Source organism: Shewanella litoralis (assembly GCF_009828585.1).
GTDB lineage: Bacteria > Pseudomonadota > Gammaproteobacteria > Enterobacterales > Shewanellaceae > Shewanella > Shewanella litoralis.
In genome coordinates, this window is record NZ_WSRZ01000002.1 from 168,286 (window position 1) to 191,435 (window position 23,150).

Sequence of the window (23,150 nt, forward strand, 5' to 3'; positions counted from 1 at the left end):
CCCGCAATGAATTTCAGTGATAAACCCGATCGCACATCGTCCAAAGCCCATAAATGGGAAAAATACAAAGGCACAGATATATTGCCTATGTGGATTGCGGATACTGAGTTTCGCTGTGCAGAGCCTATTTTATCTGCTTTACACAAACGTATTGATGACGGCCTCTTTGGTTATACGTTACCGGCACACGATACCGATGCCAGTGAGGCCGTAGTTGAATGGTGTCAACGTCGCTATAACTGGAAGATTGAGCCTAGTTGGCTAGTTTGGACTCCAGGCGTGGTGCCCGCATTTAATGTGGCTATTGCAGCATATTGCCAAGCAGGTGATACGATTATTGTGCAAACACCCAATTATCCTCCGATATTGGCGGCACCGGCAATCAATAATCTTAATCGAACGTGCATCGGCTCAATAGAAGTAGAAGGGCGCTGGACCCTCGATTTTAATGCTTTAGAAGCGGCGGCCGCAGATCCTAAAGCCAGCTTATTTATTATGTGTAATCCAATGAATCCGCTTGGCTCAGTTTTAAACCAGGACGAGTTAGATACCATTGCAACAATATGCAGAAAACATGGCGTCATGGTGTGCTCGGATGAAATACATTGCGATCTCATTTTAGATGACGTGCCGCATTTACCCGCCAGTGCCCACCCTGAGTTAGCTGAGCATTCAGTCACATTAATGGCTGCGAGTAAAACCTTTAATATTGCTGGATTAGGTACCTCTTTCGCGATTATTCCAAACCAACAATTAAGAGACGCTTTTAACCATGCCGCCCGTGGCAGATTGCCCTCGGTAACCGTTACTGGTCTTACCGCCACAAATGCAGCCTTTAGACATTGTGATGACTGGCATCAGCAACAAGTGGCGTATTTAATTGAAAACCGCGATTATTTGGTGGCTGAAATCAATAAAATTGAAGGGTTAACTGCTATTTCACCCGCAGCGACCTTTTTACTGTGGGTTAATGCCAGCGGTTTGCAAGTCGACGATACACAAGCCTGGTGCGAGGCCAAAGGTGTTGGCCCATCAGCAGGCAGAGACTTTGGTGATAAAGACTGCTTTCGCTTGAATTTTGGTTGCTCACGAGATTATTTAGTCGAAGCGATTGAAAAGCTCCAAGGTTTAGCCGTTTAATCAGCCATTAAATCTGAGTTTCTGGGCAAAAAATTCAATATAAAGTAAAAAGTTGAGGCTTTATCCAGTGTTCAATCGTATGACTATAGAATAAGCATTAAAGGAACGTGTTTCACGATGACAATACCAATACAAAACGCTCAAGAAATAGCTAAATGCTCTGCAACATTTGTTGATTCTGTAGCATTACGTCGAACTCCTTCACTTACCAGCAGCACCGTGGAAGATAAGCGTCAGGAAATCGCGCTTTACTTTACCAACACCTTTGACACCTATTCACAATTGTTTGATTGTTTGCGCGACGATAGCGGCTTTTATCAAAAACCTATCCCTTTGCGCCACCCGCTTATTTTCTATCTTGGGCATACGGCAACGTTTTTCATTAACAAACTGATATTGGCAAAACTGATACCTGAACGGATTAATCCTTACATGGAATCAATTTTTGCGGTGGGTGTTGATGAAATGAGTTGGGATGATTTGTCGGACGACAGTTATGACTGGCCCAGTGTTGCTGCCGTAAAAGAATACCGCGCCAAAGTGCGCACCACAGTATTAAGATTAATTGATAGCTTAGACCTAGTGCTACCCATTGATTGGGAAAATACCTGGTGGCCTATCGTGATGGGAATTGAGCACGAGCGTATTCATCTTGAAACATCGTCGGTACTCATTCGCCAACATGAACTGGCTAAAGTTCAGTCATTATCTCAATGGCCTGCTTGCAAAGAGACTGGCCAGGCACCCAAAAACACACTGATAAGCGTGGCTGCTGGCTCGGTTAATCTCGGCAAATCCTTTGACAGTGACGTTTATGGCTGGGACAACGAGTATGGCCAACATCAGGCTGAGGTCGCCGAATTTAAAGCCAGCCAATATTTAGTCAGTAACCTAGAGTTCCTCGAGTTTGTTGAGGCCGGGGGTTATGAGCAAAATAGTTTTTGGAGTGATGATGGCCTTGCTTGGCGGAAGTTTACTGAGGCGCAACACCCGACTTTTTGGCGTTGGCACAATGGCTGGCGTTTACGCCTGATGACCGAAGAAATTGATATGGCTTGGGATTGGCCTGCTGAAGTTAACTATCATGAAGCAAAAGCGTTTTGCGAATGGAAAACCGTAGCGACAGGACAACAGATCCGCATGCCAACTGAAGATGAATGGCATCGTCTGTGTTCACAAGCCGGCGTTGAAGAATTAGGTGATAGCAAGGCCGATGCTAACTTGCATCTTGACCATTTTGCATCATGTTGCCCGGTAACGCGCCATCAACACGGCGATTGGTTTGATGTGGTTGGTAACGTGTGGCAATGGACCGAAACGCCGATATATCCTTTTGATGATTTTAAAGTACACCCACTTTATGATGATTTCACCACGCCGACGTTTGATGGTAAACACAATTTGATCAAAGGCGGTTCATGGATTTCAAGTGGTAACGAAACACGCCTTAGTGCACGTTATGCGTTTAGGCGTCACTTCTTTCAGCACGCTGGATTTCGCTATATTGCCTCGAGTGTTGAGGCGAAGTCGCCTAAGGCTTACTACGAAAGTGATCAGTTATTGTCAGAATATGCAGAGTTTCACTTTGGTGACACCTGGTATGGCGTAGAGAACTTTCCTAAAGCTTTAGCCGATATTGCTCTTGAAGCAATGAAGGGTAAACCCACCGCTAAAGCCCTTGATTTAGGCTGTGCGTGTGGTCGAGCTAGTTTTGAGTTAGCGCGTCAGTTTGATGAGGTAGACGGTGTTGATTTTTCAGCAAACTTTACTAACCTGGCGGCTAAAATGGCGCAACAAGGCGCAGTGCGTTACGCCCGGGCAGAGGAAGGTGAGTTGGTGAGTTATCATACTCGTACCCTGCAAGAACTTGGGTTGGACGCATATGCAAACCGTGTTGCATTTCATCAAGGTGATGCCTGTAACCTTAAACCTCAGTTTACGGCTTATGATTTAGTTCTCGCCGCTAATTTGATTGATAGGCTTTACCAGCCGAGCCGTTTTTTAGCGGATATCGCGCAGCGAATCAATGATGGCGGCTTGCTTATTATTGCATCGCCTTATACGTGGTTAGAAGAACATACACCTAAGGAAGAGTGGATAGGGGGTTTCAAAAAAGATGGCGAAAACTACAGCACATTAGATGGCTTGAAAGAACACCTATCAAGCCACTTTACGTTAGTGGGTGAACCGCAAAAAGTCCCGTTTGTGATCCGTGAAACTCAGCATAAGTTTCAGCATACCTTGTCAGAACTTACGATTTGGCAGCGTTTGCCACGCTGATAAGCGCCTCAATTTCTACAGCAATCTCTTTGTGGTCTACCAGTTGTTCAAACCAGCTGGTGGCCACAGTATCGCTTTGCAGTCCAAGCAAGGTTCCCAGCACGATGCCGCGATGTACATTGTCACCGCCTAAATTGGTATTCACTCGCAGTGCTTGCCAAGGATCACCTTGGTATTTATAAGCCAGATACAAGACGATAGGCCAGGAATCTGAAATATAACACGCCCTTGAAAACACCTGGCCGATAACCTGACTGTCGGGCACATTACGTTTTAACAGACCGGCTAAATGAGTACTCGTTAAGCCTATGCTTGCTTCAAGTAAAAGTGCTTTAGTGCTGACTTCATCAGGTCCTTCCATCAGAGCACACAACAGTTGCACATAGCTATCACACACCCGCATTAAGGATTCATCTGGATGGGTTAAGGCTAAATGCGCTCGGCAGGCAATCTTTATATCAGCTTCGCTTATGCCCTTAAGCCGTTCTGAAAAAACCAAAGGCGCTATGGTTACTAATGCACCAATAGATGCGGTGTCGTGCGTTATCATGGCACAGTTTTCAGGCTCGCGACCTTGCGCCAAATTAGCAAAAAATCCTCGATGGTAAGATTCTGCATAAGTATCAGGATGAGCGGCGGGGGACTTCGTCATAAAGTCAATGTAGGCATTAACAAATGCCTGTCGGTCATAGGGTTGTGACGAGCTCGCGAGGGTGCGCATTAAGACTCGAGCGCAATGGGCATTGAGAGTGTTTTCACCTGCCTGCATGCCTTGATGATAATGCACGTTCGGTGTGTCCCAAAGCTGTGCTTTACCTTTTAAAATAATATCGCCTACCACTTGCGGTGCCTGATCTAACCCCCCCTTAGCCGATTGTCGTCCCCCTTTTTGTTTTGAGTGCAGAGACATAATCGATGACGGGTGAAATTCAGGTGCAGCTTCAAAACGTTGAATACCACCAGTAAAAGCTCGCTCTATTTCCATTGGTTGATAATACCAATGCACTGGCATGGCTAAAGCATCAGCAATAAAACTTGTTTTTAGTGCCCAGGTTACGCGAAGTTTCTGGGAAGGGGGGATATTCATGGTAAGCCTCGCTCACATGGTAAAAATAATTCGTATCAGCATTTGACTCTACAAATACAGACTCAGCAGCAATCGATTCAGTAACAATAGACCTATAACAATTGATTCTGAAGCATAGACTCCTGATATTAATCTGTGAACAATTGCTTGTGGTTCGATAACGAATGGATAATTTTTACGATAAGATTATGGGTTATAAACGTATATGGTCATATTGAATACGTAATTGATACCAATCTGGATGTTTTTATGGGCATACCCTCGAAATGATATAGAGGGCTTATTTACAAGGGCTTATTTATAAGTGCTTACAGGTCGCTAAACCAACGCTTATAAAAGATGAGCAGTATAAATTTTGATAACCTGCGGGTTAATAGTTTACCCAATTATTTGTACTGATATACTCAGTTTCATCTCAATTGTTACCATAATGTGTGCGAATGTCTGTCATTACTCCTAATTTACCCCGTAGCCCTAGCTTTTTGCAGTCTCTTATCTGTTTTAGTGTGATTATCATCACCATTGCAGGAGGGCTTTTTGGTCTAGGGATCAGCCTGCATATACTGATGTTTTTGTGTCTTTTATGGGTAGGGCTTAACGCTTTTAGTCTTGGCTATGGTTATATACACATACGTGAGTTAATGACTAACGCGCTAAGCAAAGCGATGCCTGCCATCTATATCTTTATATTGATCGGCATGGTGATTGCCAGTTTTATGCACAGTGGCACCATCGCGACGTTGATTTATTATGGCCTTAGCTGGTTGAGTCCGAGTGTGTTTTTGGCTGTTGGTTTATTACTGTGCGCCTTGATGTCGGTCGCAACCGGAACCTCCTGGGGTACCGTTGGCACGTTAGGCGTGGTTTTTATTGGCATCGGCTCAGCGATGAATATTCCGCTGCCGTTAGTTGCCGGTATGATTGTTTGCGGTGCAACGTTCGGTGATAAAATGTCACCGATTTCAGATACTACAAACCTCGCCGCGATGAGTGCTGGCACTGATATTTATCGACATATTTACGCCATGCTGTTCACTACAACGCCTGCTTTTATCCTTACTTTTATCATATTTTTAGTGATTGGATTTGGTTATGGAGAGCAAAATTTAGATTTAACAGAAGTGACCTTAATTCAAACGGCACTCACTAGTACATATAACCTTACGCCACTGATTACATTATTACCCCTGATTTTACTTGCTGTATTGAGCATTAGAAAAGTGCCAGCAGAAGTGACAATGTCATGCAGCATTATACTTGCCGTGCTCATCGCCATTGTTTATCAAGGAGAGAGTGCTATTTCCGTGCTTAATGCGCTGTGGGAAAATACCCCCGAATCAACGGGTATCGCCAATGTGGATGCCTTGCTTGGTCGTGGTGGAATTAGCAGCATGAGCTGGACTTTATTGCTGGCGTTAATGGCTATCGCGCTAGGCGGTATTTTGCACGGGGCGGGATTTCTCACTGCGCTATTAGCAGGCATCATAAAAAGAGTGCAACGCACCGCTACCCTTATTGCAACGACGATTATGTCGGGCTTTTTAGGTAACATTGCTATGGGTGAAGCCTATATTTCGATTATTCTAAGTTGCCAATTGTTTAAGCCTAAATATGAACAACAAAATTTAGAGCCTGCCATTCTTTCGCGCTCAGTGGAAGAAGGGACCACGATGACCACAGCCCTTATTCCGTGGACCACGGCCGGTGCCTTTTATACCGCGACGTTAGGGGTGGACGTGCTTGATTACGCACCTTATGTATTTTTCAATTACCTCAATGCTATTATTGCAGTGGCAATGGCCGCTGTTGGCATTGGTTTACTCAAACCGAAAAGCAAATCGGCTTAGGCAGTGTTCATTTCAAGGGAGTGATAGTCACATCGCAGACGATGGTCATTATTTTTTCTGAATGACTCACATTTTGCGCTTGACCATTCAGCCATGCGCCTTGTTTAAGCCTTTTTACACTTTCGCTGAGTCATCCCTTATTAACGCGGAATGGTATTGCATAAAACCTAATCTCAATTGTTGTGGCAGAATTAGACGGACAGGTTAATAAAAATTGATTCTGAATTTATTACAGGGACAATGTCCCTATTTTTATATAAGTTAGGCTGTTAATAACGTATACTTTACCCGTATTTTGTCAGCTAAATATTTACACTTTAAGAACGTCTCCTTTTATGTAAATCAAACCGCTGCGCAAATGATGAAGTACAAATCCCCTTGTATTTTATTACAGTTTAATTAGTACCACTCAAAAATGGAGTTGGTCTTCATATTCGTGATTGCGAATAGGTAAACCTTTTAATTATGAAATTTAAATCAAAAAAATACAGTATCGACTCAACTGATTATCAAGTTGGTCAAGATAATATTTTAAAGTGGGGCATGGATGTCCACAACACCGTATTCACCGTTTCTGTCGGTTTATCCATTTTATTTATTGTAGCCCTGCTGGTTTTCCCTCCCGCAGATGCCAAAGCGGCCATTGATTCAGTCAAGGCTGCCGCGCTATCTCACTTTGACTTCGTGTTCATGTGGACTGCGAACATTATGCTCATTTTTGCACTTGTGATAGCCTTTTCCCCATTAGGCAAAATTCGCTTGGGCGGTGATAGCGCCACCACTGATTACTCGACAATATCTTGGATATCCATGCTATTTGCCGCAGGTATGGGTATTGGCCTTATTTTCTGGGGCGTGGCAGAGCCAACAGCGTTTTACACCGATTGGTTTGGCACCCCGCTCGGCGTGGCACCATTTACACCTGAAGGTCGTGAATTAGCGCTCGGCGCCTCGTTATTTCACTGGGGTTTTCATGCCTGGGCTATCTACGGCATGACCGCACTCTCATTGGCGTATTTTGTTTATAACAAGGGCTTACCTCTGTCTATGCGCTCGGTTTTCTATCCCATACTCGGTGATAGAGTCTGGGGGAAAACCGGTGATGTCATCGACATTATGGCGGTATTGGTTATTTTGTTTGGTCTTGCAACGTCATTGGGTTTAGGTGGTTCTCAAGCGGCCAGCGGAATAAGCCATGTGTTTGGTTTTGACAATAGTATTTTTCTGCAACTGACGATTATTCTGCTCATTATGGGGCTTGCTATTTTCTCAGTGGTACGAGGCATGGATGGCGGCGTTAAACTGTTGAGTAACATCAACATGATTATTGCCTTTATATTCCTTGGCTTTATCAGCATTCTTAATTTCACAACGGTGCTTGATTCATTGGTAACAGGCGTTGTCGGTTATGTTAAAAACATCATTCCACTGAGCCAGAATTCTGGCCGTGAAGATACCACCTGGTTACACGGTTGGACGGTATTCTACTGGGCCTGGTGGATAGCGTATGCGCCTTTCTTTGGTATGTTTGTCGCGCGAATTTCGCGTGGCCGCACCGTACGCGAGTTTTTGGCATGTGTGTTGATTATCCCTACTTTAGTGACGACTGCTTGGATGTCGTTTTTTGGCGGTATCGCGATTCAACAAATCATTGATAAAGTTGGCCAGCTAGGGACAGAGCAAGGTATTACCGACGTTTCATTGAGTTTGTTCTACATGCTTGATGCGTATCCAATGAGTGATATTTTGTCCATTATTGCGGTTATACTGATTATTGTGTTCTTTGTGACGACCTTAGATTCAGGCTCCATTGTGGTTGATAGCATGACAGCAGGCGGTAAATTAGAATTACCGATGAAGCAAAAGATAGTGTGGGCCGTTATCTCTGCGTTAATCGCTATGGTGATGTTGTGGATTGGCGGTACTGACTCTATTAAAGCACTTCAGTCGGTGACTATTATCGCAGCACTTCCGTTTGCTATTATTTTAATACTCGCATGTATTAGCTTAGTGCTCGGTATGTTTACTGAGGTAAAACGCCGCAGTTAAGCAGTAATCAATCCGCTTAACGACGATGAAGGGCTTATCAAGATAGATTATTGATAAGCCCTTTTTTTAGTCTTGAATGTTAAATAATGTGGCAGTGAGAGTGATATTAAGATTCACCATACAAAACTAGGTTTTCTATGTTTACGATACTGACATTTTTTACTGTGTTAATGTTACTGGCGACTTTATTGCCTCTTTCACGGCATCCGCATTGGCTTGTCAGGAGTATGGATTTTCCCCGATTCCAATTGTCGATATTCGCCACAATACTATTAATCGCGAATATTGTTTTTCTCGACATTCACCTGCTAAGTACGCAGCTATTGGTTGTGGCCACCACGTTATGCTTAATATGGCAGCTCAGCTGGATATTCCCTTATACCTTTTTATTTCCCAAAGAGGTTAAAACGTCCACTGAATGTGATGCCGATAAGCAACTTAGTATTATCACTGCTAATGTACTCACGCCCAATCGTAATGCCAACGCACTGATTAAATTGGTAAACGAGCATAAGCCAGATGTACTAGTCACACTTGAATCAGACCAATGGTGGCAAGACAAGCTCAAGGTATTAGAAACCGACATGCCTTACAGCATTAAATGTCCGCTTGATAACCTCTACGGCATGCACGTTTATTCACGATTGCCTCTAGGCGAGCAACAAATATGTTATTTGGTTGAGAAGGATGTACCATCAATACACGCCACATTAACCTTACGCACTACAGACTATATTCGGATGCATTTTCTTCATCCCGCCCCGCCAAGCCCAACCGAAAATGTTGAGTCGGCAGAGCGAGATGCTGAATTAATCATTGTGGCTCGAAGTGTCGCAGACAGCGATCTGCCCGTGATTGTTACCGGCGATCTTAATGATGTCGCCTGGTCTGCCACCACTCGACTTTTTCGTAAAATGAGTGGATTGCTTGATCCGCGTGTTGGCCGTGGAGCATTTAACACTTTTCATACCGATTACTTATTTATGCGCTGGCCATTAGATCACTTATTTCACAGCCAACATTTTACCTTGCGGCACATTCAACGTTTACCTTCGATTGGTTCGGATCATTTTCCTTTATTGACTAGGTTGTCTTTTACTCCGGTGCAAAGTACCCAACAACAAGGTATTGACGCAGGAGTGTCTGAGCATGAGTGGGCCAAAGAGATCACAGCGGAGCAAAAAGTGAATAAGCATGATGTGCCAACGCCTGGTGAGGCACCATAAGCATCGATAGCGGCAATGGTTAATTATATTCAAGATGTTATCTCAGTAAGCGATTATGCCTTATTGATTCATGGTAATTCTTAATGAGTGATTGTGATTAATTAATGGTGATTAATTAATCGAGACGTACAGTAATACAGTTGATCAAGATCAAGCGTGTTGCTTCTCTGTGGGCCTAAACTCATAAGAATTAAGAATTAAGAATTAAGAATTAAGAATTAAGAATTAAGAATTAAGAATTAAGAATTAAGATTTAAGCAGTCTGACCCTCCGTTGCAAACCTGTTTTTGTTAGGGGATAACATGAATTTTAAAGACTATTACACGGTATTGGGCATTGAACCGCAAGCGGATGTTAAAGCGGTAAAAGCCGCATATAAAAAGCTGGCGGTAAAATATCATCCCGATGTCAGTAAACATGATGATGCCGAGGAAAAATTTAAAGAAATTGGTGAAGCTTATGCAATATTGAGTAATGCTAAAAAGCGTGCTGAATATGATGAAGTACGTCATCATCATCTCAATAGGTCACAACACAACTACGCAGGTCAAGCTGGCGCCAGTGCTGGTCAACATTGGGGACAACAGCAAAGCGACCCTCAAAGCGATCAAGAATTTGCTGATTTCTTTAATTCAATTTTTGGGGCTCGCCATTCAGGTTTTGATTCTCGTCATTCAGGCTTTGACCCTAACCAACAACATCATGGTCGTCAATCTCAACACGATAAAGGCCAGGATATCGAAATGGAGTTTCCGATGTTTCTTGAAGAAACATTGACCGATACCCTTAAGCCTGTCTCGTTTACCCTACAACAACGCGATGCCCATGGTCAGGTTGTTGAACACCCTAAATCCTTAAAAGTGAACATTCCAGCCGGTGTGAGTAATGGCGAGCGCATTCGCCTAAAAGGCCAGGGCGGACCAGGGCAAACCAAAGCAGATAATGGCGATTTATATTTAAAAATTCGTTATGCGCCTCATCCTTTATTCGACGTTGATGGACGAAATTTGACTATAGTCGTGCCAGTGTCACCCTGGGAAGCCGTGTTAGGTACCAAAGTTAAACTGCCGACCTTAACCGGGCATATTCAATTGAGTATTCCAGCCAATAGTCAATCAGGGCAGCGGTTGCGCATAAAAGGTAAAGGGTTGTTGAGTAAAAAAGAGCAGGGTGATTTATTTGCGTTGCTTAAAATCGTGGTGCCGGCAGTAGCGGATGAGGCAAGCAAACCTTTGTGGACTGAATTAGCAGAAAAAAATACATTCGACCCTCGTGCCAGTTGGAGTAAATAACGATGCTGCAGATTAATATAAGCGAACAAGATTGTTGGTTAAGTAGTGATGAACTGTGTGAATGCAGCGACATTAGCTCGGCATTATTACTTGAGCTTGTAGAGCATAGTATTGCGATTCCGCTGCAAGGCGAGGTAATAGAGCAATGGCAATTTAGTGTTGAAAATTTACATCAAGTTAAAAAAGCCACGCGCATTCAACGTGATTTGGCGCTCGACTGGAGTGGAATTGGTTTAATTTTGCAATTACTCGATGAAAGAGATCAACTAGAACATGAAGTGCATAGGCTTAAACAACAGCTAAGTCGCTTTAAAATATAGATGATGCGTATGGCTACGGTAACCTGAGCTCGGGGTAATAAACGCCTTTCAAACAATCCTTTTCCCTGCTAACTGCGTTGAATCGACTTACAATAGGCTAGCTATTGACGCGTCAATTCGCCTTGTTAGCAGAACAAATGACAAGCTTGAAAGAGAGAAGGGGTAACATGTTGATTTTAAATAGTATAAGTTCATTTCTCAACCCAGCCACAGGTTACAGTAGAGTATTGCAACCGATGCCGATGATTCATTCATCGGCTTTTTTATTCATATAGCGGTTCAGTTATACCCATAAATTTTTAATCTCTGTATCGGGGCTAAAATGATATTTAATTTGAGCCTGCAATAATTCAGCAGTGGCTATCGCATCAGTTAATGCGTCATGAGGAGCATAAGCAGGCAAGTGATAACGTTCACGACTATTAGCAAGCCGAATGGAATGCGGACGCTTTCGCTTAAAGAAATTAAATAACCCCTGAGATTTCGCCCGATGCAAATTGGCTTCAATTTGCATGGTATCGATTACCGGAAAAACAATGCCTTCGTTAATCAACATGCGTAATGTGTGATCGAGAAAATCGCGTTCAATATGCCGATAATGTACCACGACAACTTTTCCTGCTAATTCATTTAAAAGCTGCTCTAAAATCAACAAAAGATCGGGTGCACCTTGTAAATCTGAATGGGTGATACCGTGAATAATAATAGAGTTTTCTTGGAGTTTATCTTGTGGGTTGAGATACCACTGTTTTGCTTTACGGCAGAATATACGTTGCAAATTAAATGGCACTAAACCAATGCTAATGATGCTATTTTGCTCTGAGTCCAAGCCTGTCGTTTCAAAGTCAAGCGCCACAAAATCAATTTCACTTAATGGGGTTTCATTTTGGTACGTTCCAGCGTGGTAAAAATCAAACAAGCGTCTATCTTTACTTTTTTGCATTTTTAATTCGAGAAAGGCTTGCCAGTTTACCATCTCCTGTTTACTGAAATTTGTCATGACTCAGCCTTTAAATTTTGTTGGAACTGTAGCGAAATTTCAAAAAGTTCTGCGCATTGCTTAACACTAAAAAAGCATCTTTAAGATTACGACGTTCAAAATCAGACATACTTTCTGGTTCAATATTGTTATCAGGTTCTACCCCAGATTCAATATCTGATGATTGGTGGCGCAGGCGTACCAACGAGATAAGTTCCATCGCATGCTGTAAGTCTTCACCCTTTGAGTTGGGTAAAATGCCCGCGTCGATAATATCTGCCAGGCGTTCAAATGAATTTTGCGATAATGAGCCGATGGCTAGTGCATGTACTCGGATTAAGTCTGCCAATGGCGCAGTACCACGACGTTTTAAATTAATGGAATTATTATGACGTCCATCTTTTTCCATCACAAAATCTTTAAAAAAAACCAGCGGCGGGGTGCGGTTAAGAGCGTTGTGCGCCAGGCAAGCTAAAAAACGGTTGTTATCCTTGGTTTTACTCAAGATAAATGTATTTAATTGTTCTGCCCATTTAACCTGACCATAAACCCCGGTAAGATCGAAAAATATAGAGCTGTTTAATAAAGCTTTTGGGTTTGGGTTTTCTATCCAGTCAGCAAAACATGCTTCCCACTCTGAGCGAGTTTTACGGTGTTCAGGATTACTGGCCATAATATCGCCAGTACAATAACTGTAACCACAAGCCGCTAAACCATCACACACAAAATCTGCTAACTTTGCAAAATATTCACCATGCACCGCGGCTTTATAGCTATTATCTAAAATAATGGCATTGTCTTGATCGGTTACCATCAGTTGCTCATCACGAGCCATTGAACCCAGCGCTAAAAAGCAGTAAGGAACTGGTGGTGGGCCAAATTTCTCTTCAGCAAGTTCTAGTAAACGCTGCTTAAAGTTACGGCCGATTTCAGACATTGCCCGCCCGACCATATGCGAGTTAGCATCTTCATTAACCATGCGCACAAAACAACTTTTTAACTGCGAAGATAACGATATTAAGTCCTCGCAACTTTTCTGTTGGAAGATACTACTGACAAATAACAAACTATTTTGCGACTCGTAACGAATAATATCGGCAACTTCAATTAAGCCTATGGGGATTTTATTTTTAAGGATCGGCAGATGGTCAATATTATTACGAAGCATCAGTAGCATCGCTTCAAATATATATGCGTTATGATCCAGTGAAATTAAATCGGTCGACATGACTTGTGAAATAGGGCTATCAACATTGACACCCACTGCAATCACTTTAGCGCAAAGATCATGTTCAGTAATAATACCGACAAAACTGCTATCTTGTTGATCATCTATATTGGGGTCATTAATTAATACCGCAGAAATATTTTGTTCAGCCATAATGTGGGCTACGGCTTGTATCGTGCTGTTACAAGGGAGAATAACAGGTTCTCTCGTCAGTAAGGTTTTCACTTTAGAGGTCGTGAGCGCATTAGCTTCAACGGTTTTACCCTTTACTGCTTGTTTTAGCCGAGTGGTATCCTCAGCCTCAACGAAATCTGCAAAATCGTCATAATTTTCGCATAAGTCATTGAACACCGATTCTGGAATACAATATACGAGGGTATCTTTTACTGCTTTGGCCGGAAAACGCACTTTATTATTGGTCAGTAAACCCATTTGGCCAAATAATTGCCCTTGATCAAGACGATTATAGAGCTCACCTTTACGGCGATATAACTCTACGACACCACTGCGGATCATATAAAGTTCGGTGATCCTGTCATTAAAGTTAACAATCATACTGTCGGTACGGTAATAAGAAATCTCAACACTTTTGGCAACGTCAATCAAGACCTGTTCTGGAAGCTTATCAAAGGGAGCGTGTTGAGCAATAAAGCTCTGGATTTCGAGTACTTCGGCTGACATAAATAGACCTGTAAATATGCGATGGATAGCGCTTTATCATTATGTCGATATTATACGAGTAAACGACGCAACATGGGGAACTATCGTCTATTGAATATTTTGCAGTAGAACAGCTTTTAATATTGAACAAGTTTGAGGCTTAATTTGCCTTTATTGTTAACTGGATTACCGCAAGCGTTACAGTGTTTTTTTATCCGTACAATATAAATTGAGTTAACGCTATAGTGATAACATGCTCAACTTCGTAAATTTCATCTCTTTATGTGAGCGGTTTTCATATAGGCTTTCTTTAAACGTAATGTTCGGTTACTGTTTGATTTACAGGAAATAGTACTTATTTGGTGCGCTTGCTGCACTATGTTAGAACTGTGCATTTATTTTTAACATTTTTGTAAAGCTAATACCCGCCCTAAAGACCTATTTACACGATTAAACAACGTAATTGTCATTATTTAATTGGAATAAATATTGCTAGAACAACAATAGAATACGACGTGTTTTAGGGTTTTTATATGGTTGCACATTATTAAAGAGGGATTTATTGATGACAATTACAGTTGGTATAGCGCACCATACTCAGTACAAGTACGATCGGTTAGTGAATATGGGGCCGCATATATTCCGCTTACGCCCAGCACCGCATAGCCGTACTAAGATTAAAAGTTACTCTTTAAAAATCATTCCTGAAGATCATTACATTAATTGGCAGCAAGATCCTTTTGGTAACTATCAGGCAAGGGTAGTGTTTAATCAACCCACTAAAGAGTTTAGTTTTACCGTTGATTTAGTTGCTGAAATGACGGTGATTAACCCTTTCGATTTTTTCTTAGAAGACTACGCCGAAGAATTTCCATTTGTTTATGATGCGGTCACAAAAGCCGAACTTAGCCTCTATTTAAAAAAACGCAAACCCAGCAAAAAGTTCCAAGAACTCATCGATTCATTACAACCTAAAAAGCCGCTGCGAAGTGTTGATTTTTTGGTTGCCGTTAACCGGGCTATATATGATTTAGTGGATTATGGCATTCGCCTGGAACCCGGTGTGCAAACGCCTAACGATACCATTACTAAACAATCAGGATCATGTCGTGATTCAGCCTGGTTATTAGTGCAACTGTTTCGTCATTTAGGGTTAGCCTCGCGCTTCGTTTCTGGCTATTTAGTGCAATTAACCTCGGATCAAAAATCATTAGATGGCCCAAGTGGTCCCGAGCAAGACTTCACCGATTTACATGCCTGGACTGAAGTGTATATCCCAGGAGCAGGCTGGATTGGACTTGACCCTACTTCAGGATTGTTTGCCGGAGAAGGTCACATTCCGCTAGCATGTACCCCTGAACCTAGCGCCGCTGCACCGGTGACGGGCGGGATAGATGACTGTGAATCTGAATTTAGTTTTTATAATAAAGTGACTCGAGTACATGAAGACCCGCGGGTAACCAAACCTTATTCTGAAACACAATGGACTTCAATTAATCGCCTCGGTTTACAAGTTGATAAGGCCTTTGACGAGCACGGCATACATTTGACCATGGGCGGTGAGCCGACGTTTATTTCTATTGATGATATGGAACATCCGCAATGGAATACTGAAGCCGACGGAAAAGAAAAGAGGGCATTAGCTCAAAATCTATTTGTCGAAATGAATAAAGTGTTTACCCAGGGGGGCTTTACCCATTATGGTCAAGGCAAGTGGTATCCCGGCGAGCCTTTACCGCGTTGGCAGTATGCTTGCTATTGGCGCAAAGACGGTGTGGCGTTATGGCATGATACGAGTTTACTTGCCGACCCAAACAAAGATTATAAATTAGATCATACCGACACAAAAAAGTTTGCAGAGACATTTTGCGAACAGATCGGCATTGATAATAAAGCCTTAACCACAGTGTACGAAGACATTCTCTACCATTTATGGCAAGAAGCCTCATTGCCAGTTGAAATAGGCCCCAAGCAACCAGAGTTGCTGCATGCCATGAGCCGTAAAGGCTTACTCGAAAAAATGGAGCGCGGCATTGAAAAGCCGGTAGGTTATGTGGTGCCACTGCATTGGAATGATAGCCGTCATTGCTGGCAATCTTGCACCTGGGAATTTAAACGTGGCCATTGTTTTTTATTACCCGGCGAGTCGCCATTAGGTTATCGCTTACCGTTAGACAGTCTTGAGTGGTCAGGTAATATTATTGACCGCGATCCTTATGATATTCCTGATTCGTTTACAAAGGCAAAAAAAGTTAAAAAAGGCTTTATTGGCAAAGAGATGATTAAAACCGCGCTGGCCTTCGAGGTACGAGAGGGGCGTTTATATATCTTTATGCCACCAACTAGTCATTTTGAACACTATATGGGCTTGTTAAATGCCATTGAAGTGACAGCAAAAGCACTTAGCATTCCGGTGGTAATTGAAGGTTATAGCCCGCCTAAAGACAGTCGCATCGAAAAGTACGCTGTAACCCCTGACCCTGGTGTGATTGAAGTGAATATTCACCCTTCGAATTCTTGGCCGCAACTAGTTGAAAGAACCACCACGCTATATGGGTTAGCTAAAGCATGTCGTTTAGGCACAGATAAGTTTATGGCCGATGGCCGTCATACAGGTACCGGCGGCGGAAATCATGTGACGTTAGGCGGCGAAACCCCTGACCAAAGTCCATTTTTGCGTCGCCCAGATATTTTACGCAGCTTTATTACCTACTGGCAGCATCATCCTGGCTTGTCGTACTTGTTTTCGGGCTTATTCATTGGACCAACCAGCCAGGCGCCTCGTGTTGATGAGGCGCGTGATGAAGTGTTGTACGAACTTGAGATTGCATTTTCACATATGCCAGAAGGTGAGGTGCCCCAACCTTGGCTAGTTGACCGCTTATTACGCCATTTGCTCGTTGATTTAACCGGGAATACACACAGAGCCGAATTTTGTATCGATAAGTTATATTCACCAGACTCATCTACTGGTCGTTTAGGCATCGTAGAGTTTAGAGGCTTTGAAATGCCGCCTCATGAGCAAATGAGCCTAGTGCAAATGCTTTTGCTGCGCACCTTGTTGGCCTGGTTTTGGAAAAAACCTTATCACAAACCATTGATCCGCTGGGGAACAGAATTACACGACAAATACTTATTACCGCAATATGTCGAAAACGATTTAGCGCAAGTTTGTCGAGAATTACAACAAGATGGTTTTCAGTTCCAATTTAACTGGTTAAATCCGTTCTTTGAATTTAGATTTCCTGTTTGTGGTACGCGTGAGCTTGATAACGTGACGCTAGAATTAAGAACCGCAATTGAACCCTGGCACGTGCTCGGTGAAGAGGCGAGTGCTTCTGGCACGGCAAGGTATGTTGATTCATCGTTAGAAAGAGTGCAGTTAAAAGTCAAAGGCAGTATGGGTGATCGTTATGTGGTGACCTGTAATGGCCGTCATGTGCCACTCAAACCGGTTAAAGGAAATGCTAGAGATGAACAATTTGCCGGCATTCGATATCGAGCCTGGCAGCCACCATCAGCATTACATCCAACCATTGGCGTACATGCTCCGCTGGTGTTTGATCTCATAGATACCTGGGAAGGTCGGTCGTTAGGCGGTTTTGTTTATCATGTTAGCCATGCTGGAGGACGAAACCCTGAAACATTGCCTGTTAACGCCTTTGAAGCAGAAGGGCGCAGAGTGGCAAGGTTTTGGGAACATGGGCATACACCGTCGATATTACCATCTGATCTGCCAAGTTGGTTGCCATCGGCTGTGACCCATAGGTTTGTAGCCGCTGAAAAGGTCAGTGAATTTGTTGTACCAGAGGCCGAAAGTATCAATCCTGATTACCCTAATACCCTGGATTTACGCCGACAACCTAAGTTTAAGTAATCATAGCGATATTTGTATCATTCCACCGTAAATAATCTTAAAGTGGAATGATACAGGGGCGGTCGATTTGTCATAGTTGCAGGGCCAAATAACATTGGTTTTTGACCCTGCATTTGTGACTCTATGTAAGATGGTTATTGCCTTACTTTTGGGCAGCAATTCACCGACGCAACAGCCCCTCATGACCTTATGCATTTATCACTGTGTACTTAGATGAGTGTGATTATTGATGTTAAAACGGAGCGCGTTCAATTTGTATATTAAGTATAGCACTATGGCTGAATTGCCGACTTGGCTTTTTAAGTACCTAAATACATCACATGCTCATGACGAACTCGCTAATCACAGCGGTAAGAGTCCAGATCATTGGGATGCCTTGTTTAATCGATTATCAAGTTTAACCTCAGAAGATGTCAGCGAGCGCGCTATCGAAATCAGCCAATTATTCCAAAATGGCAATATTCAACTCGCCCGAAATCAAAAATGGCATTTTGATCCTTTACCCTTTATGTTTTCTAAAACTGATTGGGCTTTATTGGAAGCTGGCATAAAACAAAGGACTGTATTACTTAATAAGATCCAGCATGATATTTATGGCGAGCAAACATTACTGCTCGATGGACATATTCCTGCCCAGCAATTATTTCAAGATAATAACTACCTGCGAGAAGGCTTTAACCTGCCTCAAAATGAGTTAAACCTGTTTTTTACCGCGCTGGATATTTACCGGGCGCCTTCGGGCGAATTTAAGGTCCTTGTTGATCATTGTCAGTGTCCTTTAGGTTTAGGGTTATTGCTTGAAAGCCGTATTATCGCGCGGCGTGTGATGGCTGAAGAATTTGCCGAATGTAATGTGCAACAAATTAAAGGCTTTTTGGAACGATTTACCGACACTATTAACGAATATACTCGCTACATGGATGACCCAAGGATTGTGATCCTCACTCAAGGTGTTGATGATCCTAACTATAATGAACATGCTTTTCTATCAACTTACTTTGGCTATACCTTAGTACAAAGTGCTGACTTAACCGTACGACATGGTGAAGTTTGCCTAAAGTCGTTGCCAGGTTTAGGCAAAATAAACGTGATTCTTAGGTGGATACCCGATCGCAGTATTGATTCGTTAGAACAAACAGAATATTCACTTCATGGCATCCCTGGGCTACTTCAAGCTGTACGAGAAGGTACAGTTAAAGTGCTTAACCCATTTGGCAGCGGCGTATTGTCATCACCTGCGATTCAATGCCGCCTCGATGAGTTGTCACTTCATCTTTTAAACGAACCATTGCTGATTGGCGAGCCGAGTCATTATGACCTTGAACAAGCCAAAACACTTGATTGGAGTTTGCTTGAATTAGTCAGCTACAGCGATAAGCAATTTAAACTCGATGGAAAGAGTGAAGCAGATAAAATTCGTGCCGTCATCTCTAAGCACCCTGGCGACTATTTTTTTCAAGAAAAGCCCATATTTAGCAGTGCACCTTTTTGGAGCGACGGCAAACTCGTTTCTAAGCCTGTGGTATTTAGGTGCTATGCATTGACCACTGAAAATGGCGTGGAAGTATTGCCTTCTGCTTTATGTTTTTCTAACGAAAACGATAAAGATCCGAGTGTATCGGGTTGGCTCAAAGACACCTGGATTAATACTGCAGACAATCTTGTGGCAGATGTTCAAAATATGCCCGTTCCAATCAGAAAAAGAATGGATGTGACTCTGCTAGAAGGTGTTGTGTCGAGTCGCACTGCTGAACATTTGTTTTGGTTAGGCCGGTATTTAGAGCGCAGTGAAAACACCGTTCGTATATTGCGTATTTTTATAGACAGATACACTGAGTTAGCGATTTACCCAAGTACCATGCGCCGAAATATTGTGATGCGATTGTTAAGTGCCATTAAATCTCAGCATATTGTATATCCTTATATTGAACCGATAGACGTTTTAGATGAGTGTGACACTGAGCAGGCCAAGCAAATGGCATTTCAACTCCTTGCCGATGAACAATGCGCTGGGAGTATTATTAATACCCTAACGTATTTGTTTAATGCCACGTTGCAAATACAGGAGTTATTATCTAATGATAGTCGTCGGATTATAGAAGATATTAACGAGCAAATTCAGAGGCTTAAGCGGGTGGCTGTTAACATATCCGCACGAGGGATACAAAGTAGTCTGGACCAAATTATCGGCTCTATTATGGCGTTTAACGGTTCGATTACCGACTGTATGCCTAATAGTAATGGTTGGTTTATGTTAGAAATTGGCCGCAGAGTTGAACGCAGTATTCAAATAACCTCACTTAGTGCATCGTTATTGTCTGAAGAAGCTGTCGAGACAGAAGAACTCGGAGTATTAGAAGCGGTATTGAGTTGCCAGGTGAGTTTAGTCACTCACAAACGCCGCTATCGCATGTACCAAAGCATTGGAACTGGCATTGAATTAATGATGTTAGATGCAGAGTACCCACGTTCATTATTATTTCAGTTAGAACAAATCGATTTACTTTGCCAAAACCTGCCAATTAAACGGCGCCCTGGGGTGATATCGGCACACGAAAAAGCCATTTTACTTTCTAAAACCACGTGTTATTTAACCGAGAAAGATTATTTACAACACAGTGTCGATGGCCAACGTAAACAGTTACTTGAGTTTAGTCATAATATTCGAACCAATTTGAATACATTTTGCGATGTATTGCTAGTTCAATATTTTTCTCATACCCAAACGGCCAGTAAATTAAACTGGTCTAATATTGAGCAAATTCAGTCGTGAAATATAAAATTAAACACTCAACAACATATCAATATGCTGATTTTGTTAGTTTATGTCAGAATCATGCCCGATTAACACCTAAAACAAATCGTGGCCAAATATGCCATAGCAGCCAGATTGAAATTACCCCACCGACGAGTTACTTACAGCAATTTATCGATTATTTTGATAACACCGTTACCGTGTTTGAAATCACTCAGCAACATAAAATGCTCACTGTCACCATGGTGAGTGAAGTCGAGTTATTAGTCAGTGCCAATGAAAATTTAAATAAAGTGGATATGACTTGGACTAAGGCTCGTGACTTATTAAATAAACCGACAACACATCAACTATTAAAAGCATCCGAATTTACGATGCCCTCTCAACATACGCCAATCGATGAAATGGTTAAAGCCTATGCATTAGTGTCATTTAAGCCAGGTGTCAGTTTAATTTCTGCATGTAAAGATTTAATGGCACGAATTTTTCATGAGTTTTTATATGATCCTGGTTTTACAACCATAAGCACACCTTTAAGTGTTGTATTTGCACAAAAAAAGGGCGTTTGTCAGGATTTTGCCCACTTTGCGTTAGCGTGTTTGCGTAGTATGGGGTTAGCAGGAAGGTATGTAAGTGGCTATATCGAAACATTACCTCCAGAAGGTGAAGAAAAATTAGAAGGCGCGGATGCCACCCATGCCTGGTTTGCGGTGTTTGTTCCTCATTTTGGTTGGGTTGATTTTGACCCAACAAACAATGTATTACCTAAAGAACAACATATTACTTTAGCGTTCGGCCGTGATTTTTCTGATGTCACCCCTCTTAAAGGAGTGGTATTTGGTGGTGGTAATCAGCTACTTGGTGTCGCAGTGGATATGATCAGATTAGATTAATTTGCATGAATCTAATCATTTCAATATTCGATATGACTTATTGGTTTATAGGCGGAAGTGTATGAGAATTGATTGGAAAACGTACAACACCAAAGGTTTTTTTGATGAATTAGTTGACGGACAAGGAAACGTCAGATTACACGGACAAAAATTAGCTCATTTTTTTGAAAATCTCTCAGCAGATGAATTAAAAAAAGCGAGATCAGTAGCCGATTTAGCCATTAAAGAAATGGGCATTACCTTCACGGTTTATAATGAAGGTAGCATGATTGATAGGGCCTGGCCTTTTGATATTATCCCTCGTACGATTGGCAAAAATGAATGGCAAAAAATCGAGCTGGGTTTAAAGCAACGTGTTGAAGCGTTAAATCTGTTTATTAATGATTTATATCATGATCAAAAGATCATTAAAGACGGTGTATTTCCAAGGGACTTACTCGAAAAGTCGGTTAATTTTCGACAACAGTGTGTCGGGATTACTCCGCCAAATAAAATTTGGGCGCATATTTGTGGTTCAGATTTAGTTCGTGACGGTAAGGGCACTGTGTATGTATTAGAAGATAACTTACGCGTTCCTTCTGGTGTCTCATATATGCTTGAAAACCGCTCAGTTATGAAGCGGGTTTTTCCTGAGTTATTTGAGCAAATGTCTATTTTGCCTATCGATGATTACCCCTCGCAATTGTTTGATATGTTAGCCGCCATGTCGCCTCGTCCACAGGACAAACCCGAAGTGGTTGTATTAACCCCAGGGGTGTTTAATTCTGCCTATTTTGAACATTGTTATCTTGCTCAAGAAATGGGCTGCGAATTAGTAGAAGGTCGGGATTTGGTGGTTGAAAAAGATGATTGCGTCTATATGAGAACCATTACTGGTTTGCAACGTGTGGATGTGATTTATCGTCGTATTGATGACCTATTTTTAGACCCTGAAGTGTTTTTACCTGATTCTCAATTAGGCGTACCGGGATTAATGCGCGCATGGTCTAAAGGGAATGTCGCTTTGGTGAATGCGCCTGGTGCAGGAGTGGCAGACGATAAGGTGGTATACGCCTATGTGCCAGAAATTATTAAATATTACCTCAATGAAGAGCCTAAGCTCGAGAACGTGCCAACCTACAAGTGCCTTGATGAAAAAGAATGCGATTATGTTATCAAAAATATTGATAAATTAGTCGTGAAGCCAGCAAATGAGTCAGGTGGATATGGTTTATTAATTGGGCCTAAATCCACCAAAAAAGAACAACAACTTTGTATTGAACAAATTAAAGCCGACCCACGTAATTGGGTTGCCCAACCGACGTTAAGTTTATCTACTGTTCCAACTTTCGACGGCCCAGAACCCGATGGACGCCATGTTGATTTACGACCCTTTATTTTATCATCAGGTAAAGATGTTCAAGTCACTACTGGTGGGTTAACTCGTGTCGCCATGAATAAAGGATCGTTAGTGGTTAACTCATCTCAAGGTGGCGGCAGTAAAGACACATGGATTGTTGACGAAGAGGCGGAATAAT

14 protein-coding genes are annotated in these 23,150 nt (G+C 42.3%); 11 read left to right on the plus strand and 3 right to left on the minus strand.

Annotation, left to right across the window (positions count from 1 at the left end; translation table 11 throughout):
* Positions 1-6 precede the first annotated feature (6 nt).
* Together GQA99_RS02810 and ovoA are read left to right on the plus strand one after the other, a co-directional pair.
* A complete protein-coding gene (locus GQA99_RS02810) occupies positions 7-1,140 on the plus strand; it encodes a MalY/PatB family protein (RefSeq protein ID WP_160052342.1) in 1,134 nt (377 codons plus the stop codon).
* Positions 1,141-1,257: 117 nt separating this feature from the next.
* The gene (gene ovoA / locus GQA99_RS02815; RefSeq protein ID WP_160052343.1) at positions 1,258-3,420 is read left to right on the plus strand and encodes a 5-histidylcysteine sulfoxide synthase; all 2,163 of its coding nucleotides are present in this window, start codon (positions 1,258-1,260) and stop codon (positions 3,418-3,420) included.
* Here the strand turns inward: ovoA and GQA99_RS02820 are convergent.
* Entirely contained in the window at positions 3,392-4,507 is a 1,116-nt protein-coding gene (locus tag GQA99_RS02820; RefSeq protein ID WP_160052344.1) for an ADP-ribosylglycohydrolase family protein, read from the minus strand. The genes ovoA and GQA99_RS02820 overlap by 29 nt on opposite strands.
* 440 nt (positions 4,508-4,947) lie before the next feature.
* Here GQA99_RS02820 and nhaC point away from each other — a divergent pair, with 440 nt between their 5' ends.
* The 5 genes from nhaC (at position 4,948) to GQA99_RS02845 (ending at position 11,241) form a co-directional block, all read left to right on the plus strand.
* Positions 4,948-6,354, plus strand: a complete 1,407-nt coding sequence (gene nhaC / locus GQA99_RS02825) for a Na+/H+ antiporter NhaC (protein WP_189386206.1) — start codon at positions 4,948-4,950, stop codon at positions 6,352-6,354.
* 465 nt (positions 6,355-6,819) lie between these two features.
* Complete coding sequence (locus GQA99_RS02830; protein ID WP_160052345.1) at positions 6,820-8,403, plus strand: BCCT family transporter; 1,584 nt, start codon at positions 6,820-6,822, stop codon at positions 8,401-8,403.
* A 227-nt stretch (positions 8,404-8,630) separates the two neighbouring features.
* Positions 8,631-9,629 carry an endonuclease/exonuclease/phosphatase family protein gene (locus tag GQA99_RS02835; RefSeq protein WP_229785819.1) on the plus strand — a complete coding sequence of 333 codons (999 nt, stop codon included), beginning with the start codon at positions 8,631-8,633 and terminating at the stop codon, positions 9,627-9,629.
* A gap of 302 nt (positions 9,630-9,931) precedes the next feature.
* The gene (locus GQA99_RS02840) at positions 9,932-10,921 is read left to right on the plus strand and encodes a DnaJ C-terminal domain-containing protein (protein ID WP_160052347.1); all 990 of its coding nucleotides are present in this window, start codon (positions 9,932-9,934) and stop codon (positions 10,919-10,921) included.
* A 2-nt stretch (positions 10,922-10,923) separates the two neighbouring features.
* Positions 10,924-11,241, plus strand: a complete 318-nt coding sequence (locus GQA99_RS02845) for a chaperone modulator CbpM (RefSeq protein ID WP_160052348.1) — start codon at positions 10,924-10,926, stop codon at positions 11,239-11,241.
* A gap of 283 nt (positions 11,242-11,524) precedes the next feature.
* On the opposite strand, the gene GQA99_RS02850 is transcribed toward GQA99_RS02845, so the two are convergent.
* Positions 11,525-12,241 carry a 3'-5' exonuclease gene (locus GQA99_RS02850; RefSeq protein WP_160052349.1) on the minus strand — a complete coding sequence of 239 codons (717 nt, stop codon included), beginning with the start codon at positions 12,239-12,241 and terminating at the stop codon, positions 11,525-11,527.
* Positions 12,242-12,251: 10 nt separating this feature from the next.
* Complete coding sequence (locus tag GQA99_RS02855) at positions 12,252-14,129, minus strand: DUF294 nucleotidyltransferase-like domain-containing protein (RefSeq protein WP_160052350.1); 1,878 nt, start codon at positions 14,127-14,129, stop codon at positions 12,252-12,254.
* A gap of 544 nt (positions 14,130-14,673) precedes the next feature.
* Between GQA99_RS02855 and GQA99_RS02860 the strand changes: the two genes are divergently transcribed.
* The 4 genes from GQA99_RS02860 (at position 14,674) to GQA99_RS02875 (ending at position 23,149) form a co-directional block, all read left to right on the plus strand.
* A complete protein-coding gene (locus tag GQA99_RS02860; protein WP_160052351.1) occupies positions 14,674-17,985 on the plus strand; it encodes a transglutaminase family protein in 3,312 nt (1,103 codons plus the stop codon).
* Positions 17,986-18,259: 274 nt separating this feature from the next.
* Entirely contained in the window at positions 18,260-20,758 is a 2,499-nt protein-coding gene (locus tag GQA99_RS02865) for a circularly permuted type 2 ATP-grasp protein (RefSeq protein WP_229785820.1), read from the plus strand.
* Complete coding sequence (locus tag GQA99_RS02870) at positions 20,755-21,633, plus strand: transglutaminase family protein (RefSeq protein ID WP_160052353.1); 879 nt, start codon at positions 20,755-20,757, stop codon at positions 21,631-21,633. The genes GQA99_RS02865 and GQA99_RS02870 overlap by 4 nt, the downstream gene beginning before the upstream one ends.
* A 61-nt stretch (positions 21,634-21,694) precedes the next feature.
* Positions 21,695-23,149 carry a circularly permuted type 2 ATP-grasp protein gene (locus GQA99_RS02875; protein WP_160052354.1) on the plus strand — a complete coding sequence of 485 codons (1,455 nt, stop codon included), beginning with the start codon at positions 21,695-21,697 and terminating at the stop codon, positions 23,147-23,149.
* Position 23,150 lies beyond the last annotated feature (1 nt).

Excerpts from the sequence above, each read along its gene's own strand:
- GQA99_RS02810 (WP_160052342.1), top strand. The coding sequence starts at position 7 with ATGAATTTCAGTGATAAACCCGATCGCACATCGTCCAAAGCCCATAAA.
- ovoA (WP_160052343.1), top strand. The coding sequence starts at position 1,258 with ATGACAATACCAATACAAAACGCTCAAGAAATAGCTAAATGCTCTGCA.
- GQA99_RS02820 (WP_160052344.1), bottom strand. The coding sequence starts at position 4,507 with ATGAATATCCCCCCTTCCCAGAAACTTCGCGTAACCTGGGCACTAAAA.
- nhaC (WP_189386206.1), top strand. The coding sequence starts at position 4,948 with ATGTCTGTCATTACTCCTAATTTACCCCGTAGCCCTAGCTTTTTGCAG.
- GQA99_RS02830 (WP_160052345.1), top strand. The coding sequence starts at position 6,820 with ATGAAATTTAAATCAAAAAAATACAGTATCGACTCAACTGATTATCAA.
- GQA99_RS02835 (WP_229785819.1), top strand. The coding sequence starts at position 8,631 with ATGGATTTTCCCCGATTCCAATTGTCGATATTCGCCACAATACTATTA.
- GQA99_RS02840 (WP_160052347.1), top strand. The coding sequence starts at position 9,932 with ATGAATTTTAAAGACTATTACACGGTATTGGGCATTGAACCGCAAGCG.
- GQA99_RS02845 (WP_160052348.1), top strand. The coding sequence starts at position 10,924 with ATGCTGCAGATTAATATAAGCGAACAAGATTGTTGGTTAAGTAGTGAT.
- GQA99_RS02850 (WP_160052349.1), bottom strand. The coding sequence starts at position 12,241 with ATGACAAATTTCAGTAAACAGGAGATGGTAAACTGGCAAGCCTTTCTC.
- GQA99_RS02855 (WP_160052350.1), bottom strand. The coding sequence starts at position 14,129 with ATGTCAGCCGAAGTACTCGAAATCCAGAGCTTTATTGCTCAACACGCT.
- GQA99_RS02860 (WP_160052351.1), top strand. The coding sequence starts at position 14,674 with ATGACAATTACAGTTGGTATAGCGCACCATACTCAGTACAAGTACGAT.
- GQA99_RS02865 (WP_229785820.1), top strand. The coding sequence starts at position 18,260 with ATGGCTGAATTGCCGACTTGGCTTTTTAAGTACCTAAATACATCACAT.
- GQA99_RS02875 (WP_160052354.1), top strand. The coding sequence starts at position 21,695 with ATGAGAATTGATTGGAAAACGTACAACACCAAAGGTTTTTTTGATGAA.